21 protein-coding genes are annotated in these 17,574 nt (G+C 63.0%); 9 read left to right on the top strand and 12 right to left on the bottom strand.

All coding sequences use genetic code 11. The features are described from left to right. Positions 1 to 7: 7 nt before the first annotated feature. Together E8Q40_RS16815 and E8Q40_RS16810 are read right to left on the bottom strand one after the other, a co-directional pair. The gene (locus E8Q40_RS16815) at positions 8 to 874 is read right to left on the bottom strand and encodes a hypothetical protein (protein ID WP_137045633.1); all 867 of its coding nucleotides are present in this window, start codon (positions 872 to 874) and stop codon (positions 8 to 10) included. Positions 875 to 937: 63 nt separating this feature from the next. Continuing rightward, positions 938 to 2,578, bottom strand: coding sequence for a fatty-acid--CoA ligase (locus tag E8Q40_RS16810; RefSeq protein WP_137045632.1), 1,641 nt, complete (start codon positions 2,576 to 2,578; stop codon positions 938 to 940). Positions 2,579 to 2,807: 229 nt separating this feature from the next. Between E8Q40_RS16810 and E8Q40_RS16805 the strand changes: the two genes are divergently transcribed. Both E8Q40_RS16805 and E8Q40_RS16800 read left to right on the top strand, forming a co-directional pair. After that, complete coding sequence (locus E8Q40_RS16805) at positions 2,808 to 3,740, top strand: extensin family protein (protein WP_168197881.1); 933 nt, start codon at positions 2,808 to 2,810, stop codon at positions 3,738 to 3,740. Between the two features lie 9 nt (positions 3,741 to 3,749). Beyond that, complete coding sequence (locus E8Q40_RS16800) at positions 3,750 to 4,673, top strand: metallophosphoesterase (protein ID WP_370455199.1); 924 nt, start codon at positions 3,750 to 3,752, stop codon at positions 4,671 to 4,673. Between the two features lie 61 nt (positions 4,674 to 4,734). Here the strand turns inward: E8Q40_RS16800 and E8Q40_RS16795 are convergent, their stop codons facing one another. Next, positions 4,735 to 5,370 carry a L,D-transpeptidase gene (locus E8Q40_RS16795; RefSeq protein WP_137046778.1) on the bottom strand — a complete coding sequence of 212 codons (636 nt, stop codon included), beginning with the start codon at positions 5,368 to 5,370 and terminating at the stop codon, positions 4,735 to 4,737. A 427-nt stretch (positions 5,371 to 5,797) separates the two neighbouring features. Between E8Q40_RS16795 and E8Q40_RS16790 the strand changes: the two genes are divergently transcribed. After that, positions 5,798 to 5,989: a hypothetical protein gene (locus E8Q40_RS16790; RefSeq protein WP_137045630.1), complete on the top strand. Its 192-nt coding sequence runs from the start codon at positions 5,798 to 5,800 to the stop codon at positions 5,987 to 5,989. Between the two features lie 229 nt (positions 5,990 to 6,218). Continuing rightward, positions 6,219 to 7,190, top strand: a complete 972-nt coding sequence (locus E8Q40_RS16785) for a magnesium transporter CorA family protein (protein WP_137045629.1) — start codon at positions 6,219 to 6,221, stop codon at positions 7,188 to 7,190. A gap of 16 nt (positions 7,191 to 7,206) precedes the next feature. Here E8Q40_RS16785 and E8Q40_RS16780 read toward each other — a convergent pair whose 3' ends face one another. Both E8Q40_RS16780 and E8Q40_RS16775 read right to left on the bottom strand, forming a co-directional pair. Further along, the gene (locus tag E8Q40_RS16780) at positions 7,207 to 7,566 is read right to left on the bottom strand and encodes a type II toxin-antitoxin system PemK/MazF family toxin (RefSeq protein WP_137045628.1); all 360 of its coding nucleotides are present in this window, start codon (positions 7,564 to 7,566) and stop codon (positions 7,207 to 7,209) included. Further along, positions 7,553 to 7,789 carry an AbrB/MazE/SpoVT family DNA-binding domain-containing protein gene (locus E8Q40_RS16775; protein ID WP_137045627.1) on the bottom strand — a complete coding sequence of 79 codons (237 nt, stop codon included), beginning with the start codon at positions 7,787 to 7,789 and terminating at the stop codon, positions 7,553 to 7,555. The genes E8Q40_RS16780 and E8Q40_RS16775 overlap by 14 nt, the downstream gene beginning before the upstream one ends. Positions 7,790 to 7,930: 141 nt before the next feature. Between E8Q40_RS16775 and E8Q40_RS16770 the strand changes: the two genes are divergently transcribed. Beyond that, a complete protein-coding gene (locus E8Q40_RS16770; protein WP_137045626.1) occupies positions 7,931 to 8,143 on the top strand; it encodes a hypothetical protein in 213 nt (70 codons plus the stop codon). Between the two features lie 57 nt (positions 8,144 to 8,200). Here the strand turns inward: E8Q40_RS16770 and E8Q40_RS16765 are convergent, their stop codons facing one another. Then, the gene (locus E8Q40_RS16765; protein ID WP_137045625.1) at positions 8,201 to 8,953 is read right to left on the bottom strand and encodes an SDR family NAD(P)-dependent oxidoreductase; all 753 of its coding nucleotides are present in this window, start codon (positions 8,951 to 8,953) and stop codon (positions 8,201 to 8,203) included. A 51-nt stretch (positions 8,954 to 9,004) separates the two neighbouring features. Then, the gene (pdxH, locus tag E8Q40_RS16760; protein ID WP_137045624.1) at positions 9,005 to 9,646 is read right to left on the bottom strand and encodes a pyridoxamine 5'-phosphate oxidase; all 642 of its coding nucleotides are present in this window, start codon (positions 9,644 to 9,646) and stop codon (positions 9,005 to 9,007) included. Between the two features lie 152 nt (positions 9,647 to 9,798). Here pdxH and E8Q40_RS16755 point away from each other — a divergent pair, with 152 nt between their 5' ends. Both E8Q40_RS16755 and E8Q40_RS16750 read left to right on the top strand, forming a co-directional pair. After that, positions 9,799 to 10,212 (top strand): RT0821/Lpp0805 family surface protein, encoded by a 414-nt coding sequence (locus E8Q40_RS16755; protein ID WP_137045623.1) that lies wholly within the window; start codon positions 9,799 to 9,801, stop codon positions 10,210 to 10,212. A 122-nt stretch (positions 10,213 to 10,334) separates the two neighbouring features. After that, complete coding sequence (locus E8Q40_RS16750; RefSeq protein WP_137045622.1) at positions 10,335 to 11,351, top strand: DnaJ C-terminal domain-containing protein; 1,017 nt, start codon at positions 10,335 to 10,337, stop codon at positions 11,349 to 11,351. A 107-nt stretch (positions 11,352 to 11,458) separates the two neighbouring features. Here the strand turns inward: E8Q40_RS16750 and E8Q40_RS16745 are convergent, their stop codons facing one another. Then, positions 11,459 to 12,268, bottom strand: a complete 810-nt coding sequence (locus E8Q40_RS16745; RefSeq protein ID WP_137045621.1) for an anti-sigma factor — start codon at positions 12,266 to 12,268, stop codon at positions 11,459 to 11,461. Positions 12,269 to 12,281: 13 nt separating this feature from the next. Beyond that, a complete protein-coding gene (locus E8Q40_RS16740; RefSeq protein WP_137045620.1) occupies positions 12,282 to 12,767 on the bottom strand; it encodes a sigma-70 family RNA polymerase sigma factor in 486 nt (161 codons plus the stop codon). Between the two features lie 241 nt (positions 12,768 to 13,008). On the opposite strand from E8Q40_RS16740, the gene fabI reads away from it, so the two are divergent. Next, on the top strand, positions 13,009 to 13,821 hold the full coding sequence (gene fabI, locus E8Q40_RS16735; protein ID WP_137045619.1) for an enoyl-ACP reductase FabI: 813 nt from the start codon (positions 13,009 to 13,011) through the stop codon (positions 13,819 to 13,821). A gap of 5 nt (positions 13,822 to 13,826) precedes the next feature. Next, the gene (locus E8Q40_RS16730) at positions 13,827 to 14,426 is read left to right on the top strand and encodes a histidine phosphatase family protein (RefSeq protein ID WP_137045618.1); all 600 of its coding nucleotides are present in this window, start codon (positions 13,827 to 13,829) and stop codon (positions 14,424 to 14,426) included. 66 nt (positions 14,427 to 14,492) lie between these two features. Here the strand turns inward: E8Q40_RS16730 and E8Q40_RS16725 are convergent, their stop codons facing one another. The 3 genes from E8Q40_RS16725 to E8Q40_RS16715 form a co-directional block, all read right to left on the bottom strand. After that, positions 14,493 to 15,461, bottom strand: coding sequence for a tripartite tricarboxylate transporter substrate binding protein (locus tag E8Q40_RS16725; protein ID WP_168197879.1), 969 nt, complete (start codon positions 15,459 to 15,461; stop codon positions 14,493 to 14,495). Between the two features lie 186 nt (positions 15,462 to 15,647). Beyond that, entirely contained in the window at positions 15,648 to 16,415 is a 768-nt protein-coding gene (locus E8Q40_RS16720) for a rhodanese-like domain-containing protein (protein ID WP_168197878.1), read from the bottom strand. Positions 16,416 to 16,582: 167 nt separating this feature from the next. After that, on the bottom strand, positions 16,583 to 17,500 hold the full coding sequence (locus E8Q40_RS16715) for a LysR family transcriptional regulator (protein WP_137045615.1): 918 nt from the start codon (positions 17,498 to 17,500) through the stop codon (positions 16,583 to 16,585). Positions 17,501 to 17,574 lie beyond the last annotated feature (74 nt).

Here is a 17,574-nt window from a genome sequence, read left to right as displayed (position 1 = left end):
CGTTAGTTTATACGATGGGTACTCGGAATCGTTTCGTTACGCCATCTCCTACGTGACTTGCACTGATCGTCGAATTTCCTGATGCGTGATGAATTTCTCCACCCTTGTCGTCAATCTCGAGAGTGGTGCCGTCGAAATGATAAATGGGCATATGCGCAGGACGTTCTGATGGAAATGCCAGCCTTGGTAGGTCGTTCACGCGACGGAGAATGTCCGATGTTCGGTCAGATATTTTGTTGTCTGGTTCTGTGTGACTAAGGGTGGCGTGCTTTATAATTTCTTGTGTGACCTCATCTGCCAAGAGGTAGACGTTTGACACTATCTTTCTGAGTTCTATCGAGAAGGAGAATGCTTCCCGTTGCTGATGGATATTCTTTTCCGGGCCCAAGGTGTCAGGTTCAGTAAGCGAGAATACAGAGTATCCCGGTATTTTAGCAAACTGATATCGGGCCTCTACGAATCCTAAATAGGCATGTGCATGTTTCATTTTGTTGCATTGGACGACTACATGGTTTCTTAAGCCTTTACTTAAGGAAAACCGATTTTTGCCGTAGGTCTCGCGCGAGAGCACGGCTCTGAGCATATTTTTCTCGAAGTCTTCTATAAGCTCCGTCGCATCGTACAAAAGGTTCTTTTGTGACTTGAGAAGGTGCTCTGAGGTTTCGTCGTTCGCTCTTGGCGAGTGCCAGCCATCGAGTGCATCTAAAACTGCGACTAATGATTGCTCAAAAGTCGTCCACCGACGATTGAAGATCGCAAGCGGATGCTGCAGTCCCCATTCGGCGTTGAATAGAGGCCCTTGGAGGCGATTTAGGATTGACGCAATTGGTGGAAGTAATCCGCCCGGTCCGTCTTTTCTTATCAGAAGTGGCACGAGGGTTCCTTGCGGCGCTTCGCTTTGCGGCGTTGTTCGGCGTTCATTCTAGGCCGTTTCAACTTACTCCGCCGCCTCTCCCGTCGGCAGCCGATACTCCGCAAACTGCTTGCGCAGCGTGATCTTCTGAATCTTGCCCGTCGCGGTGTGCGGGATTTCGTCGACGAAGGCGACGTCGTCCGGCATCCACCACTTGGCGCATTTGCCCTGCATGAAGCCGAGGATCTCGTCCTTGGTCGCGGTCTCGCCCTTCTTGAGCACGATGACGAGCAGCGGGCGCTCGTCCCATTTTGGATGCGCAACGCCGATCACGGCGGCTTCCGCCACTTTGGGATGGCCGACGGCAAGGTTTTCCAGATCGATCGACGAGATCCACTCGCCGCCGGACTTGATCACGTCCTTCGAGCGGTCGGTGATCTGCATGTAACCATGCGGGTCCATGGTGGCGACGTCGCCGGTGTCGAACCAGCCGTCCCTGTCGAAGACCTCGTTGCCTTCGCCCTTGTAGTAGCTCTTCGCCACCGCCGGCCCGCGCACCTTGAGCCGGCCGAACACCTTGCCGTCCCATGGCAGGGGCTTGTCATTGTCGTCGGTGATCTTCATCTCCACCCCGAACGGCGGATGGCCTTGCTTCATCTCGATGTCGAGCCTGGCGTCGCCGGAGAGGTTCGCGTATTCCGGCTTCATGGTGCAGAGCGAGCCGAGCGGGCTCATCTCGGTCATGCCCCAGGCGTGGATCACCTCGACGCCGTAGACGTCCTGGAACGTCTTGGTCATGGCGCGCGGGCAGGCCGAGCCGCCGATGACGACGCGGTTGAGATAAGGCAGCTTCTGGCCGGTCTTTTCCAGATCCTGCAGCAGCATCAGCCACACCGTCGGCACCGCGGCGGTGAAGGTGACTTTATACGTATTGAGCAATTCGTAGATCGAGGCACCGTCCATCTTGGCGCCGGGCATCACCAAAGTGGCGCCGACCATCGGCGAGGTCAGCGCCAGGCCCCAGCAATTGGCGTGGAACATCGGCACCACGGGCAGGATGACATCGCGGCTCGATGCGGCCATGGCGTCGGGCATCGCGGCGATCATGGAATGCAGCACGTTGGAGCGGTGCGAGTAGAGCACGCCCTTGGGATGGCCCGTGGTGCCGGAGGTGTAGCACATGCCGGCGGCGGTGTTCTCGTCGAACTCCTTCCAGGCGAAGTCGCCGTCGACTTGTGCGATCCAGTCCTCATAGGCGACGGCGTTCTTCAGCGACGTCTGCGGCATGTGTGCGCCGTCGGTGAGGATCACATAGCGCTCGATGGTTGGCAGCTTGTCGGCGATCTTTTCCAGCAGCGGCACGAAGGTCAGATCGACGAACATCATGCGGTCTTCCGCATGGTTGACGATCCAGACGATCTGATCGGGGAACAGGCGCGGGTTCACGGTGTGATAGATGGCGCCGATGCCCATGATGCCGTACCAGCATTCGAGGTGCCGCCAGGTGTTCCAGGCGAGGGTCGCGACGCGGTCGCCGAGCTTGATGCCGTCTCTGTCCAGCCGCTGCGCGACTTTCAGCGCGCGGGCGCGGATATCGGCGTAGGTGGTCTCGACGATCGGCCCCTCGACCGAACGGGTGATGACCTTGCGGCCGCCGTGGAAGGTGGCGGCGTGATCGACAATGCGCTGGCACAATAGCGGCCAGCCCTGCATCAGCCCGAGCATGATGTTCCCTCTCAGTGTTGTTGGGCGGCTGTGGTTGCCGCCAGCCTGCCGGCTTTTTGGACCGGCCCCTCGCCGGTCAGGACATAGACTAGCTTGCGCGGTGACAGGTGAAAACGCCGTCTTTGGGAAGGCGTTCGCTTTGTGCCTCGCACAAAGGCCGTATTCGTGGCAGAGATCGCAGACGATGAGGCGAGTGGCGGCATTATTTTGCATCGCAATGGGAAGCGGCGTGTCGTCCGCCCTGGCTGACGACGTGCCTTTGCCGCGGCCGAAGCCGGCGATACCGGCAGTCGCCGCGCCATGGCGTGAACCGTTGTCGTTTCGCGAGGCCGCCGGTGCGGACTTCCAGACCGCATCCGTGACCTCCGAGCCGTCGGATTGCCGCAAGCGGCTCGAGAAGACGGCAAAGCTTCGACCAATTCCGCGTCTGATGGGGCCGGGCGCCTGCGGCGGCGAGGACATGGTTGAGCTGGAAGCCGTGCTCGCCGACAAGGGCAAGGCTATCGACATCAGGCCGGCGCCGATGCTGCGCTGTGAGATGGCCGAACAAGTCGCCCTCTGGGTCCGCGACGACATCGCGGTTCGCGTCGCCAAAAGCGGACTGACTTTGGCGAGCGTCGAGACCTACGACGACTTCAGTTGCCGCGGCCGTAATCGCGTCTTCGGCGCCAAGCTCAGCGAGCACGGCAAGGGCAATGCCGTCGACATCCGCAGCATCACCTTTACGGACAAGAAGTCCGTGTTGCTCACCGACAAGACTTTCGCCAAGGATGTGCGCACCGATCTGCGCACGTCGGCCTGCGCACGCTTCACCACGGTGCTGGGGCCTGGCTCGGACGGCTATCACGAAGAGCACATCCATGTGGACTTGGCGCAGCGGCGCGGCGGCTTCCGCATGTGCCAGTGGAATGTGCTCGAGCCGCCACCGCCTCCACCGCCGCCGAAGCCGGCCGAGGTCGCGAAAGCCGAGCCTATGTCGGATGCCGCTCCCGCCACCGCCGCGGAGCCCGACGACGAAGCCGATGACGCGGCGACAAAGCCGGACGCGGCGCCGACGCAGATCGCGCTCGCCGATGTGCCGTTGCCACGGCCGCGCCCCCCGGCCCAGCGCAAGCGATCGCGGGGCGGCGGTATCCACCTTCCTTTCAACCTTTTCCGCTAGGCCGGACGCATGACCTTCGATGTGCGCCGATATGCGCCGCCACCACCTGCCGCGTCGGGCATGACCCGGCGCGGGCTGATCAAGGCCGGTATTGGGTTGACGGGCCTCGCGGGCGTCATGGCGACAGGCACCGGCGTTTATGCGGCGATGGAAGCGGCCAACGGCCTATCGATCACCGATTATCGCCTTAGTCCGCCGGGATGGCGGGTCGGCCAGCGGCTGACCATCACGGTGATCGCCGACATCCATGCCGGCGGCCCGAATATGGGGATCGCGCGCGTGCGCCAGGTGGTCGATGCCGCCAATGCGCTCGGCAGCGATCTGACGGTGCTGCTCGGCGACTATTTCGCCACGCATCGCTTCATCACCGAACTGGTGCCGCCGGAAGCCTGGTCGGCGGAGCTGGCCCGGCTCAAGGCGCCTCTCGGTGTCTATGCAATCCTCGGCAATCACGACTGGTGGCACGGTCTTGAGCCGACCCGCGCGGCGCTGCGCCATGTGCGTATCCCGGTGATGGAGAACGACGCCGTGCTGCTCGGCGAGGCCGGGGCGCGGTTCTGGCTGGCCGGGCTCGGCGATCAGCTCGCCTATCGGCTCGGCCACAGCCTGTTTCGCGGCGTCGACGATCTGCCTGGCACGCTCAAACGCTGCGACACCGCCGATCCGATCATCCTGCTGGTCCATGAGCCGGACATCTTTGTTCATGTGCCGGATCGCGTGTCGTTGACCTTGGCAGGCCACACCCATGGCGGCCAGATCCGGCCGCCTTTGATCGCGCCGTTCTGGGCGCCGTCCGCCTACGGCGCGCGCTTCGCCTATGGGCACATCATCGAACGGGGCCGGCACATGATCGTCTCGGGCGGCCTCGGGACCAGCAAGGTGCCGATGCGGCTCGGCATGCCGCCGGAGATCGTCCGGGTGACGCTCGGGTAACAAGGCGCAAAACAAAAACGGCGCCCGAAGGCGCCGTTTCCATCTCAGTCCCCGTAACTTGTCAGTTGAACAGGCTGCTCGCCGACGCCATGCGCGGCTTGACCGTCGGGCTGAAGGGCGAGTCGCCCTGGCCCGGCGCCAGCACCACGACGACGCTGTTCGGCTTCACCCGGTTGTAGAGGTCGATGATGTCCTCGTTGGTCATGCGGATGCAGCCCGAGGAGATCGCCTGGCCGATATATTCCGGCTGGTTGGTGCCGTGGATGCGATAGAGGGTGTCCTTGTTGCCCTCGTAGAGATACAGCGCGCGCGCGCCCATCGGGTTCTGCGGGCCGGAGCCGACGAAGTTCGGCACGTCCATGCGCTTCTTGATGTCTTCGGTGGGGGTCCAGGTCGGCCATTCGGCCTTGCGGCCCACCTTGGCGACGCCCGACCAGGCCAGAGCCTCTTCGCCGACGGTCACGCCGTAGCGGATCGCCTTGCCGCCATCGAGCACGTAGTAGAGATAGCGAGCGTCCGAATCGACGACGATCGTGCCGGGCACTTCCTTGCGGTGATAGTCGACGATATGCCGCTGATAAGGCTCGGGAATTGTCGCCTTTTCGTAGGGCGCCGCGGCCAGAAGCTTCTTGTCGCGCGGGGTCATGCTGGCGTCGGACGCCGGCTCGACCGTGGCCTGCATGCAACCACCGAGCATCAGCCCGACGCCAAACACAGCAAGAATCAACCCCTTAGCCCGCATTTTGCCCTCTCTTCCGGTCGCTAGGTCAGCGCCCGACCTGTCCAATTCCGCAACGCAATTAAGCGAAGACGACGCGATTTTGCCACGCTTCTTAACGCTGGCGCGATCTGTTCCTGTGCGGTTGTTGCAGGAAAGCCGCAGTTTTTTCGGGTTTTAAACAAGCGAAAAGCGGAACACTTGCGCCCATCTGAAAAAGCACCTTGCCTGCAAGGTGTTAACAGAGGGTTTACCATAATAAAGGGTATACTCGTCGAATTGGCCGCAATGGTCCGGTTCTGCGCCAGAGTCACAGACAGACCTTGTTTGCTTGCGCAATTCCGCCCCAGTTGCCGACAACAAACACCCTCGAGGAAACCTCAGGGACTTATGGAGCAACACTGAAATGACCGCGCCCAAGGGTACGGAGCGTAAGGAGCGTCCGCAGCAACAGCAACAGCAGCAGCAGGGCTCGTCGGGCCAGCTCAACGAGCGTTATGGCAAGATTGGCATCTCCGCCGTCGCCGGCGCCGTACGCCATAAGCCGGAGCGCAAGCCGACCGAAGCCAAGCGCTTCGTGCCGCACGACAGCGACTGATCCGTCCGCTCTCGGTTCAAGCCTGCGGCCCGTGCCATCTGAGAGCCAGGCCGCACCACTTTTCTCAGATCAGCGTCAGGGTCCGCCGCGCCGCGCACGAGATGTGTGCGGCCGGTTTTCCGTCGCCCTGAGCCCACGGCCCGCGCAAATTCGGCTTGCGCCGGGCGATGCGTTCTTGCCATGAAAGATCATCGGCCACAGCGGCTGCGGCGACCGCCCAAGGTGATTGATGATCGCGATCTACGTCCAGCGCGGCGCGCTCCTTGAGCGAATTCCGGTCGAACCCGATGTGACGCCTCCGGAGGCGCCGGTGTGGATCGACCTCGTCAACCCGACCGTACAGGAAGACAGAACCGTCGAGCAGATTCTCGGCATCGCAATTCCGACTCGGGAAGAGATGCAGGAGATCGAAGTCTCCAGCCGCCTCTATGTCGAGAACGGCGGCCGTTACATGACGGCCACGCTGATGTGCCAGTCGGACACCGCGACGCCTAAGACCACGCCTGTCACTTTTATCCTGGCCAACCACTGCTTGTGCACCGTGCGCTATGACTCGCCGCGGCCTTTCGCGCTGATCGAGCACAAGCTGGGCCGCTACTGCGGGCCTAAAGTATCGGGCGACAGCGTGCTGATGGACCTGCTCGACGCCATTGTCGATCGATCCGCCGATATTCTCGAGCGTGTTGCCGCCGAGGTCGATCAGGTGTCGCGCATGATCTTCGAGCCCGAGGACGAGGGCGGTCCGCCGTCCTACAACGAGGTGCTCAAGACGCTCGGCCGCAAGGGTGATCTATCCTCCAAGGTTCGCGAGTGTCTGGTGTCGGTCGGCCGCCTGTTGTCGTTCCTCGCCAACGAAGCGGAGGCGATGAAGTGGCCGAAGGATTACAAGCTGCAACTGACCTCGATGCAGCGCGATGTGATCTCGCTGTCCGATCACGCCACCTATCTCGCCGGCAAGATCACCTTCCTGCTCGACGCGTTGCTCGGCATCGTCTCGATCCAGCAGAACGACATCATCAAGATATTCTCGATCGCGGCGGTGATCTTCATGCCGCCAACGCTCGTCGCCTCGATCTACGGCATGAACTTCAAGCACATGCCCGAGCTCGACTGGTTCGCCGGCTATCCGATCGCGCTCTTTATCATGCTCTGCGCCGCCATCGGGCCGATCCTGTTCTTCAAGTGGAAGAAGTGGTTGTAGGGCGATCGGGCCTCACTTAAGGCGCGGCCATCAATCCCCTAAGTTGCTGCGAGAGCGCCCGTGCACTGGCTTTGTCGAGGCGACCGGTGCGGCGTTCGACACGCGCGGCTTCAACGCATGCAATCTTCACGGGTCTGATGATCGAGGGAGCCGGCAAACCGGCACGGTCCAGATCGACAATCGGCACGTCGCACGGCCAACGCTCGTTATCGGCACTCGTGATCATTGCCAGCCAGACGAGACCGTAAGGGGCGAGCTTGGGCGACGATATGACGAGAGCCGGGCGGCGTTTTTCGGCCAATCGATCCGCGTAGGGAAATGGAACGACGACGACGACGTCGAAAGCGGAAAAACGCGCTTTCTCAGAGCGAGCCATAGGCCTTCTCGTCCGCCTCGCTCGACCATTCGGAAAAGGTCGCGAACGGATCGTCGCCTTCCGGTGTAGCCTTGTCGAGAAGTATGCCGTCTTCGGTTTCGCGATACCGCAAGGTATCGCCGGGTTTGATGCCGAGTTTTTCGCGCACGGCGCGCGGCAGCACCGTCTGGCTTTTGACCGAAACCTTGGAATAGACGGCTGGCGGGCGGATCGGACGGTTCATATCAGCAATTTAGCTTACCGCCTTACGCCTTACAAGGAGCTCCAAGGCGCTGAGAACTCGCTTTGCTGCCGCTTGTGGAACTCCCCGCATCCCCCTGCGTTCATTGCCTGAAAGCTGGGGCAGCCGCTGGAGGACGAAGCCATGGGCCGACCGCGCATCATCATCACGTGTCCGGATACCGGCATCGCGGTCATCAGCCGCATTGCCTACGAGGACATGATCAATCCGCTCAAGGCGCCGATGAATTTCAGGTGCCCGTGCGGCGAAACGCACAAGCTGCAATTTGCCGGCGTGCAAAACCGGCGCAGGCCGCCGACCCGCCCGGCGCCGTTCGACACGCCACGCGCACTTTGAATCGGATTTACTTCAACGTCGCGGCATTTGCGCCACGTGCGCAACGGATTGCCGAGATCAGACGTGCTGGCCGCCGTTGATGTGGATTTCGGCGCCGTTCACATATGAGCTGGTCTCGGTGCACAGCACGTAGATGATCTTGGCGACTTCATCCGGCGTGCCGAGGCGCTGCATCGGAATCTGCTCGACGATCTTCTCGGTGCCCGGCGACAGGATCGACGTGTCGATCTCGCCCGGCGCGATGGCGTTGACGCGGATGCCGAGCCGGCCGAAGTCGGACGCCATCTCGCGCGTCAGCGAGGCGAGGGCAGCCTTCGACGTCGCATAGGCCGCGCCGGCGAACGGATGCACGCGCGAGCCCGCGATCGACGTCACGTTCACCACCGAGCCTTTTACCGCTTTCAACTCGTCGACCAGGCCGCGCGCCAGCATGATCGGCGCCAGGAAGTTGACGTTGAACACCCGCTTCCACACGTCGATCGTGGTGTCGAGCGAGCCGAGGCGCTTGCCGCCCTCGGCTTTCGGTGAAATCGCGGCGTTGTTGACCAGCGCATGCAGTTCGTGATCGTCAAGGCGGCGCTTGATCTCCTCGATCGCCGCGAAAGTGCTCGCCTCGTCGGCGAGATCGACCTGGATGTGATCCTCAGGTCCCGCATCCCACGGGCAATTCTCCGGGAACGGATGCCGCGAGCAGGTGATGACGCGCCAGCCGGCAGCGGAAAAGCGCTTCACCGTGGCGTGGCCGATACCGCGGCTGGCGCCGGTCAGGAGCAGGGTCCGGCGCGGCTGATTGGATGGTGGATTGGGCATGTTCTCTTCTAACTGATTTCTCTCCGTTCGTCCCCGCGGAAGCGGGGCGTATCACGGATAAAGCCGCGTCTTGCTCCACGGCGCGCCGGGATTGTCGCGCTTGAAGACGACGCGGTCGTGCAGGCGGAACGGGCGATCGTGCCAGAATTCGATGGACGAGGGCACGATGCGGAAGCCGGACCAGTGTGGCGGCCGCGGCACGGTGCCGAGCGCGTATTTGGCGGCGTTGACGGCGATGGCTTTCTCGAAGGCGAGGCGGCTTTCCAGCGGCCGCGACTGCTGCGAGGCCCAGGCGCCGATCTGCGCCTGCTTGGGGCGCGTGGCGAAATAGGCGTCCGCTTCTTCCGGCGTCACGCGCTCGACCACGCCGCGCACGCGGACCTGCCGGTTGAGCGACTTCCAGTGAAACACCAGCGCCGCCTTGGCGTTGGCCGCGAGCTCGTTGCCCTTCTGGCTTTCGGTGTTCGTATAGAAGACGAAGCCGTCGGCGTCGGCACCCTTAAGCAGCACCATGCGCGCATTCGGCAGGCCGTCGCTGTCGACGGTCGCCAAGGTCATGGCCGTCGGGTCGCGCGGTTCCGATTGTGTGGCATCGCCAAGCCAGGCGGCGAACAGCCGCATCGGCTCGTCGGCTTCCGTAAAATCACCACTCGTTAACTTTACTGTGTGTTCAATCGAAGTCGTCTCGGACATTGCAATTCCAGTCTTGAGCAAGTCTGACCAGGTGGAGTTTCGCGGTGACCGGTCTTCCGACCCGTCAACTGGGCTGTGAAATGGCCCGTTCGGACCGTCGGTCCTTATATAGAGGAACCGTCGCGCCCCGCCTATGGCGCGGGCTGGCCGGTATGTCTGCGCTGCTCGTCGCGCTCGCTGCCGGCGGCTGCAGCCTCTCCGGACCGTTCGAATCGGTGTTCGGGTCTAGTTCCGATGTCACAGGCTCCATCACCCCACCGCCTGGTTCCAAGGAAGCCGACGAACTCCCGCCGGCCGCCGATCTCGCTTTCGCTCGCGTCGCGGTCAAGGAAGTGCTGACGCGCGGCGGCAAGGACGCCAGCCAGCCGTGGGAGAACCCGGCGACCGGGGCGCGCGGTACCGTGACCCCGATCGCGCAGGCCTATGTCAATGGCGACCAGACCTGCCGCGACTTCCTGGCCAGCTACGTCAATGGCGCCAAGGAGGCCTGGCTGCAGGGCGAAGCCTGTCGGCCGAGAAAAGGCGCCTGGGAAATACGCTCGATGAAGCCCTGGAAACGCTCCTGAGCGGTCGGCGCGCCACAACTCCGTTGCATCGCGGCAACAGGGCCCCCACATTAAGTCCCGATTCGACGGCACAATGCCGCCCGAAGGGGCTGTTTCACGAGATTTGACGGGAGTTGCCACGGATGCGTGACCCCTACACCGTTCTGGGGGTGTCCAAGACCGCGAGCGAGGCGGAGATCAAGTCCGCCTTCCGCAAGCTTGCGAAAAAGCACCATCCCGACGCCAACAAGAACGACGCCAAGGCAGCATCGCGCTTTGCCGAGCTGAATGCCGCTTACGAGATCGTCGGCGACGATGAGAAGCGCAAGGCATTCGACCGCGGCGAGATCGACGCCGAAGGCAAGCCGCGTTTCCAGGGGTTCGCCGGTCAGCCGGGCGGTGGCTTCCATCCCGGTGCGGGCGGTTTCGGCCAGGGCTTTGGACAGGGTGGTGGCGGCGGTTTCGAGAGTTTCTCGTTCGGGCCGGACGGCTTCCAGCGCCGGGCGGGCGGGGCCGGCGGTTCGGGCTTCGAGGACCTCTTGCGCGGCATGTTCGGCGGGCGGGCGGGCGGTCCCGGCACGCGCGGTTTCTCGACCGAGTTCGAACCGGAAGATTTCGGCTCGCAGGCGACCGGGCAGGACCTTGCCGCTTCGCTGACGATTTCGCTGACCGACGCCGTAAAGGGCGCGACGACGCGCGTCAGCCTGCCGACCGGCAAGGATGTCGAGGTCAAGATTCCCGCGGGCATCGCTAGCGGTCAACAAATCAGGCTGAAGGGGCAGGGCTATCCGGGCCCGCTCGGCCGCAACGGCGACGCCATCATCACGATCAATATCGCGCCACATGCGCTGTTCAAGGCCGACGGCGACGACCTGCGCCTCGAGCTGCCGATCACGCTCTATGAGGCGGTGCTCGGTGGCAAGGTGCGAGTGCCGACGCTCGACGGCGCCGTCGAACTGGCGATTCCCGCCGGCACCAATGCCGGGCGCACCTTCCGTCTCAAGGGCAAGGGTTTGAAAGCCAAGGGCGGCAAGTCCGTCGGCGATCTGCTCGCCACGGTGCGCGTGATGCTGCCCGAGAAGATCGATGACGAGTTGAAGCGCGAGATCGAGAAACTGCGCGACGAGAAGCCCTACGATCCGAGGAAGGATATTACCTAGTTGTCATGGCCGGACTTGATCCGGCCATCCCGCTTAGGTGGGCGCCGTGCGTCACTAAGCGGGATCACCGGGTCAAGCCCGGTGATGACGCGTTGAATGTCGCTGCCTCACCCCTTCTTCGCCGCACCCTTGTCGATCTGCTCGTAAACGTTCTTGGCGACCGTCTCGAGCTTGTCGCGATTGGACGGCCCGCTGACCACATAGCCGACCTTGTCGTCGACCCAGGTGACGGCGGCATATTGCTCGCCAGTCTTGAAATGCAGCGCGGTCTCGCCTTGCGTCGCTCTGGCGCAATAGATCGTGTAGCGCTCGCCGGCCGCGTTCTCATACATGTAAAAAGCCGCGGCCGTGCCGGTCGGACCGGGTAGCAGCCGCCCGCCGACAAGTTTGAGGCCGAGCGAGGCCAGGTCGGGAATGACCAGTTCAGCGCCGACGCGCTTCGACAACCAGGCCTGCATATGCGCGGTCTCCGTGCCCGGCACTTCGACCGGGTGGCGCACCTCGACAACATAAAGCTTGTACGCATCGAGCGCCTGCGCGGTGATCTGATCGAAGCTTGAGTGGGACTGACCCGGCACGCCACGCGCCGCCCAGCCGGCGGCCGCGCCACCAATAAAGGCCACCACCACGGCGGCCGCGGCCATGATGCGAAACGGCCGGCTACCTCGGCGCGCGGCGATGATGTCGCCGGCGACGATGCGATCGATCTGCAGATGGTCCGGCACAGGCTCGCTCGCCACCGCGCCGTAGCGCGCCCGAATAGCGTCGGCCTGCGCGCGCCAGGCCGCGACCAGGGCCGCCGCATCCGGGTTGGCGGCGAGCCAGGTCGCCACCGCTTCCTTGCGGTCGTCGGGGAGAAGGCCGTCGACATAGGCGTGTAGCTCGTCTTCTGTCACGGGCTTGTCATGATCGGTCATGATTTTGGCCGTCCTATTTCACGCGGCGGAGCGCCGGGCGCCCGCCTTCAAGGAATGTTTTGATTTGGCTGCGCGCACGCGCGAGACGCGACATCACGGTGCCGATCGGCACGCCCTGAATTTCCGCCACCTCGCGATAACTCAGGCCTTCGAGAACGACGAGGAGCAGTACCTGTCGCTGCTCGTCGACGAGGGTGGCGAGCGCGCGTTCGATGTCGCGGGCGCCTTCGGGGGCGCCTTCGGCGGCGTCGCCGTCGTCGATCGGCATCATCGTCGGCCGCCGCGCCAGCGAGCGCAGGCGGTTGCGGTTCAGATTGGCGAGGATGGTGTACATCCAGACGCGGATGTCGCCGCCGTGGAACAGGTGCTCCGAGCGCAGGGCGCGCACCAGCGTGTCCTGGACCAGATCGTCGGCGAGATCGGCATCGCGTGTCAGCGCCCGCGCATAGCGGCGCAGCGCCGGGATGGTCGCCTCGATCTCACGGCGGAACGTGGCCAATCGCTTGCTCCTGAGAAAGCCGACCCGATTGCCGGGCAACCGTCAACCGGCCGTCCGGACCGGACGCGCGGGGTCGGCCCGGCCGCGGCGTCTGAGACGAAAAACCCCGCCGCATCAGACCTATTCCGTGGTGCAGCGGAAATTCACATTGGCCGTGGGGGCACGGGCGGTTTGCTTGATGGCCCCTGGACCCTATGCCATACGGGGGCGGCCGGCGATGCCGGCTCAAGCGAGGACGGAAATGGCTGAAGGCTCGGATTTGATGCGCGGCAAGCGCGGCTTGATCATGGGGGTGGCCAACAACCGCTCGATCGCCTGGGGCATCGCGCGGGCCTGCCGCGACCATGGCGCCGACCTCGCCTTCACCTACCAGGGCGATGCGCTCAAGAAGCGCGTCGAGCCGCTGGCCGAGGAGGTCGACGGGCTGGTGGTCGGGCACTGCGATGTCACCGACCCGGCCTCGCTCGACGCCGTCTTCGCTCAGGTCGAGCAGGCCTGGGGCTCGCTCGATTTCGTCCTCCACGCCATCGCTTATTCCGACAAGGATCAGCTCGACGGCCGTTACGTCGACACCACGGAAGACAACTTCACCAAGACCATGCTCATCAGCTGCTACTCGTTCACGGCGATCGCCCAGCGCGCCGAGAAGCTGATGAAGAATGGCGGCTCGATGCTGACGCTGACCTACTACGGCGCCGAAAAGTGGATGCCGCATTACAACGTCATGGGTCTGGCCAAGGCGGCGCTCGAATCCTCAGTGCGCTACATGGCGGCCGATCTCGGCGTGAAGAACATCCGCGTCAACGCCATCTCGGCCGGCCCGATCAAGACGTTGGCCGCTTCGGGCATCGGCGACTTCCGCTACATCCTCAAATGGAACGAATACAATACGCCGATGCGGCGCAATGTGACGCTGGAGGACGTCGGCAAGGCCGGCGTGTTCTTCCTGTCCGACCTGTCGAGCGGCGTCACCGGCGAAATCCAGCATGTCGATGCCGGCTATCATGTCGTTGGCATCAAGCACCCGGACGCGCCCGATTTTCCGGTTAAATAGCTTCGATGGGAATGCCGACGGTTTACTACATCCGTCACGGCGAGACCGACTGGAACGTGGCCGGCCGGCTGCAGGGCCATCGCGATATTCCGCTCAACGATAACGGCCGCGATCAGGCGCGGCATTGCGGCCTCGTGCTGCGCGATCTGTTCGCCAAGGACGGCGTCGATTCTGCTGCGCTCGATTACGCATCCAGCCCGCTGTCGCGCGCGACCGAAACCATGGAACTGGTGCGCGACGGCCTCAATCTGCCGCGCGGCGACTTCCGGCGCGACGATCAGCTCAAGGAATTATCCTTCGGCGACTGGGAAGGTTCCACCATTGCGCTGTTGCACCAGAATGATCCGGTGCGCATTGCGCAACGCGAACACGACAAGTTTCATTTCGTGCCGCCGAATGGCGAGAGCTACGAGATGGTCTCGGCGCGGATGAAACGCTGGTACGCCGGCCTCGAAGGCGACACCGTGGTCACAGCCCATGGCGGCACCTGCCGCGGGCTCATGGTGGCGCTCGGTGTCGCCAAGCCGGCGGTCGCCCCGCTCATCGATATCGTCCAGGGCGTGGTTTATGTGTTCCGGGGCGGGGAGCTGACGCGGTACGCGTGACGCTGCCGTCATGCCAGGCCTTGTGCCGGGGCGACCGCGTCGAAGGTCCCGGTTAAAATCTAAGCCCTATTGGCGTGGGCTGCTCGGCCGATCAGCTTCTTTGGCTGGAGCTCCCACCGCGAGAATGCTTCGAATGATGGGCTTCCACTGCGCCTGCTCCCGCTCGATGAAGTTGGCGAGCTCGGCCGTCGATGGAAAGGCGGGATAGGTCCCAAGGGCGATCAATCGCTGCCTGACGCTGGGCTGGTCGAAGATGCGGCGGATATCGGTGTGAACCTTATTGACGATGTCGTCCGGCACGCCAATCGGGGCCATCAGTGCTGCCCAACCGATGGCGAGAAACCCGGGCGCGGTCTCGGCGACCGTCGGCACCTCGGGAAAATTGAGCAGGCGTTCTTGTGCTGAGAAAGCGAGGAGGATGAGCTCGCCGGACTGGATTGCGCCTTTGATCGCAAGATAGTTCTCGATGATCAAGCTGGTCTGACCGGACAGGACGCTGCTGAGCCCATCGGCTGCGCCGCGGTAGGGTACAAAGGTCAGCGAGGCACCCGTGAGCGACTTAAAATACTCGCCCGACATGTGTGGCAATGAGCCTGTTTGATTCGCAGCATAGAAGATCCTGTCGGGCTCGCTTCGCGACAGCGCGACGAGCTCCTTGATTGATGCGACGCCGAGCTTGGGGCTGACGGCGAAAGCCATCGGCGATGCGCCGAGGAAGGCGACCGGTTTCAAATGCGTGCCGATCGTGATCGGCGCGCGCTCCTGGCGAATTGGCAGGACGGTGAAGGCCGAAGCAGATGCGACTAGCAGTGTGTAGCCGTCCGGTGCAGCATCGGCCGCCCGTTGCACAGCGACGATGCCTCCTCCCGCGCTGTTGTTCTCAACGATTACCTGCTGGCGCCAGAGGCTGGACAGTTCGTCGGCGATTATCCGGGCCAGCACATCGGGGCTGGAGCCGAGGCCGGCGTTGGTGATGATGCGAACATAGCGGTTGGGGTATGCGTCCTGCGCGCTTGCCGGCGCCGCACCCGACATTGCTCCCAAGGCGACCGGAAGCGCCCAGAGCAGGAGGCAAAAGCACGATCGAACCGGCGGGCGGCAGCGCATAGCACCTCCAGGATTCTTGCCGAACAGCTACCTATGCCAGCCGAGGCCGACAAGGTTATCGCACGAGCGGAGCAGCTAAGGCATCATGAGTCGGGGTGGCAGCGCCCCGATGCGCTAGTCGCCACTTTTGAGGGCCGCCGCCAGTACCTCGAATGTGCCCGGGAAATAGGCGACGTTGTGCCAAGGTCTTTCACGTAACGCATCAGCCAGCTTGCGAGCTTGAGCCGCGTCCTGTCCGAACAAGATGATGCGCCGGTTGAAATCGTCCTCGGGAAGCGGCGCCGTCTTCAGGCCGCCTGACGCAAGTTGATCGGCCGGAACGTTATGGGTGCCGGGAAGACTTCCCTTGGCGAACTGATCGGCGGAGCGAGCGTCGAAGAATACCGCAGTTCGATCGAGCTTGAAGATCCGGCGGATGCCATCGATCTCGATCTCCGTCGGCCCGCCGAGGGCGCGCCAGATCGGAATGCCCAATTGGTAGCGGCGGACATTGGTGAACCCGGCGGCGGCGAGTTGTTCGGCTAGCCTCCGGCTGGCCTGGCAGAAGGGACCGTTGCAATAGAGCACGAGCGCTTTGCTTTTGTCTCCGCCGACCAGACGCTCGGCAGCCGCCACCTGTGAGGACGGCGGCGCATCGAGGCCGCGCGCTCCAGGGATATGGCCGGCCACGAATTCTGCGTGCGTCCGCGTGTCGAGGATAATGGCGCTGCCATCGGCCATGATGCGGCGCATTTGTTCTGTGCTCACCTCGGCTGTCTTGGGATTTGATTCGCCCAAAGTCGCTTGATAAATGCTGAGATCCTGCGCGAACGTGCCGGTTGAACCGAGGGCGAGCCCCAGAAGACCTGCAGCAGACAGTCTGATAACATTGTGGAAGGTCATCGTATATCTCCCTGCGCCAGCGTGTAGCTGTGACTCCGCCGGAAGCAACGCCACCATTCGGACGCCGCGATAGCCGGCGCCGAGCATCAGGCCGCCTCGGCAGCCGAATGTCCAAGAGGATTGACAGAGAGCAGGCCGCAGAATTTCTGCGGATTAGACTGTCGTACTCAAAGCGGATGGTAGAGGGGACCGAGCGCCTCTGTCACGCCTTTCAGGGAAGAGCGGATCGCACCGCTCAGGCCGGCCTCGTTGCGAAATGGTGGGCGCTGGGTCGAGGACGCGAGGAACAACGTCCGCCTGACGGCTGGCTTGATGATGGGGCGCGCATCGAGTGCGCCATTGCGAACCTCATCCATCACCGAGAAATAGGGCAAAATGCTTGCCACGGCGCCGCGCTTCACCATGGTTTTCATGGCGGAAACGGAGCGCAACTCGTAGTCGATCTGCAACTCGAGTCCGAGCTCCTTCGCTGCACGTGTCACGGCATTGCGCACGGTGTCGCCCGGCTCGGGCATCGCGAGGCATTCGTTCAGGGCCTCGGCAAAGGCGATCGGCTCGCCTTTTCGACGCCCTGGAAGCGTGACAAGCACAAGATCGTCCTGGAAAAGCGGCGTGCGCGACAGGTGCGGCAGCTCGGGAACGTCGTAGCAAAGGATGAAGTCGAGTTCTCCGCGGATCAACGTATCGACGAGGACATGGCTCATCTCCTCGACCAGACTGAGAAGAATCTGCGGGATGTGTTCGCGAACATGGATGACAAGCTCTGGGCCGACAATCGGCATGAGGGCCGGCGTCGTTCCGAGACGTATGGGTTCGCTGTCCTCGCGATCACAACGCGACACCTCGTAGCGGGTTTCCTCAACCGACTTCAGGATTGCCAGCGCTTTCGCATGGAGCAGCTTTCCGGCCTTGGTCGGCTCGACGCCTCGCGAATGGCGAATGAGGAGGGCGACGCCCAGATCTTCCTCGATCTGGCGGATCTGCATGCCCAGGGCAGTTTGTGCAACATGAAGCTGTTCGGCGGCGCGGGTCATATTGCCGGCTTCCACGACACTTACGAAGTATTTGAGTTGGCGCAGATTCATACGCGTCCCCGGACGACGGCATCCGACAGCCTAGCAGGCGCCCGGCGAACATTGGAATCGGCTCCTCCCTGCCG

This window comes from Pseudolabrys sp. FHR47 (assembly GCF_005153485.1).
GTDB lineage: Bacteria > Pseudomonadota > Alphaproteobacteria > Rhizobiales > Xanthobacteraceae > Pseudolabrys.
The sequence above is the reverse complement of the archived record's forward strand: the minus strand, read 5'-3'. Positions and strand labels throughout refer to the sequence as shown.

Excerpts from the sequence above, each read along its gene's own strand:
- pdxH (WP_137045624.1), bottom strand. The coding sequence starts at position 9,646 with ATGTCCGAGACGACTTCGATTGAACACACAGTAAAGTTAACGAGTGGT.
- E8Q40_RS16775 (WP_137045627.1), bottom strand. The coding sequence starts at position 7,789 with ATGAACCGTCCGATCCGCCCGCCAGCCGTCTATTCCAAGGTTTCGGTC.
- E8Q40_RS16730 (WP_137045618.1), top strand. The coding sequence starts at position 13,827 with ATGGGAATGCCGACGGTTTACTACATCCGTCACGGCGAGACCGACTGG.
- E8Q40_RS16780 (WP_137045628.1), bottom strand. The coding sequence starts at position 7,566 with ATGGCTCGCTCTGAGAAAGCGCGTTTTTCCGCTTTCGACGTCGTCGTC.
- E8Q40_RS16770 (WP_137045626.1), top strand. The coding sequence starts at position 7,931 with ATGGGCCGACCGCGCATCATCATCACGTGTCCGGATACCGGCATCGCG.
- E8Q40_RS16725 (WP_168197879.1), bottom strand. The coding sequence starts at position 15,461 with ATGTCGGGTGCGGCGCCGGCAAGCGCGCAGGACGCATACCCCAACCGC.
- E8Q40_RS16795 (WP_137046778.1), bottom strand. The coding sequence starts at position 5,370 with ATGCTCGGTGGTTGCATGCAGGCCACGGTCGAGCCGGCGTCCGACGCC.
- E8Q40_RS16715 (WP_137045615.1), bottom strand. The coding sequence starts at position 17,500 with ATGAATCTGCGCCAACTCAAATACTTCGTAAGTGTCGTGGAAGCCGGC.
- E8Q40_RS16765 (WP_137045625.1), bottom strand. The coding sequence starts at position 8,953 with ATGCCCAATCCACCATCCAATCAGCCGCGCCGGACCCTGCTCCTGACC.
- E8Q40_RS16785 (WP_137045629.1), top strand. The coding sequence starts at position 6,219 with ATGATCGCGATCTACGTCCAGCGCGGCGCGCTCCTTGAGCGAATTCCG.
- E8Q40_RS16790 (WP_137045630.1), top strand. The coding sequence starts at position 5,798 with ATGACCGCGCCCAAGGGTACGGAGCGTAAGGAGCGTCCGCAGCAACAG.
- E8Q40_RS16810 (WP_137045632.1), bottom strand. The coding sequence starts at position 2,578 with ATGCTCGGGCTGATGCAGGGCTGGCCGCTATTGTGCCAGCGCATTGTC.
- E8Q40_RS16720 (WP_168197878.1), bottom strand. The coding sequence starts at position 16,415 with ATGACCTTCCACAATGTTATCAGACTGTCTGCTGCAGGTCTTCTGGGG.
- E8Q40_RS16800 (WP_370455199.1), top strand. The coding sequence starts at position 3,750 with ATGACCTTCGATGTGCGCCGATATGCGCCGCCACCACCTGCCGCGTCG.
- E8Q40_RS16755 (WP_137045623.1), top strand. The coding sequence starts at position 9,799 with ATGTCTGCGCTGCTCGTCGCGCTCGCTGCCGGCGGCTGCAGCCTCTCC.
- E8Q40_RS16745 (WP_137045621.1), bottom strand. The coding sequence starts at position 12,268 with ATGACCGATCATGACAAGCCCGTGACAGAAGACGAGCTACACGCCTAT.
- fabI (WP_137045619.1), top strand. The coding sequence starts at position 13,009 with ATGGCTGAAGGCTCGGATTTGATGCGCGGCAAGCGCGGCTTGATCATG.
- E8Q40_RS16750 (WP_137045622.1), top strand. The coding sequence starts at position 10,335 with ATGCGTGACCCCTACACCGTTCTGGGGGTGTCCAAGACCGCGAGCGAG.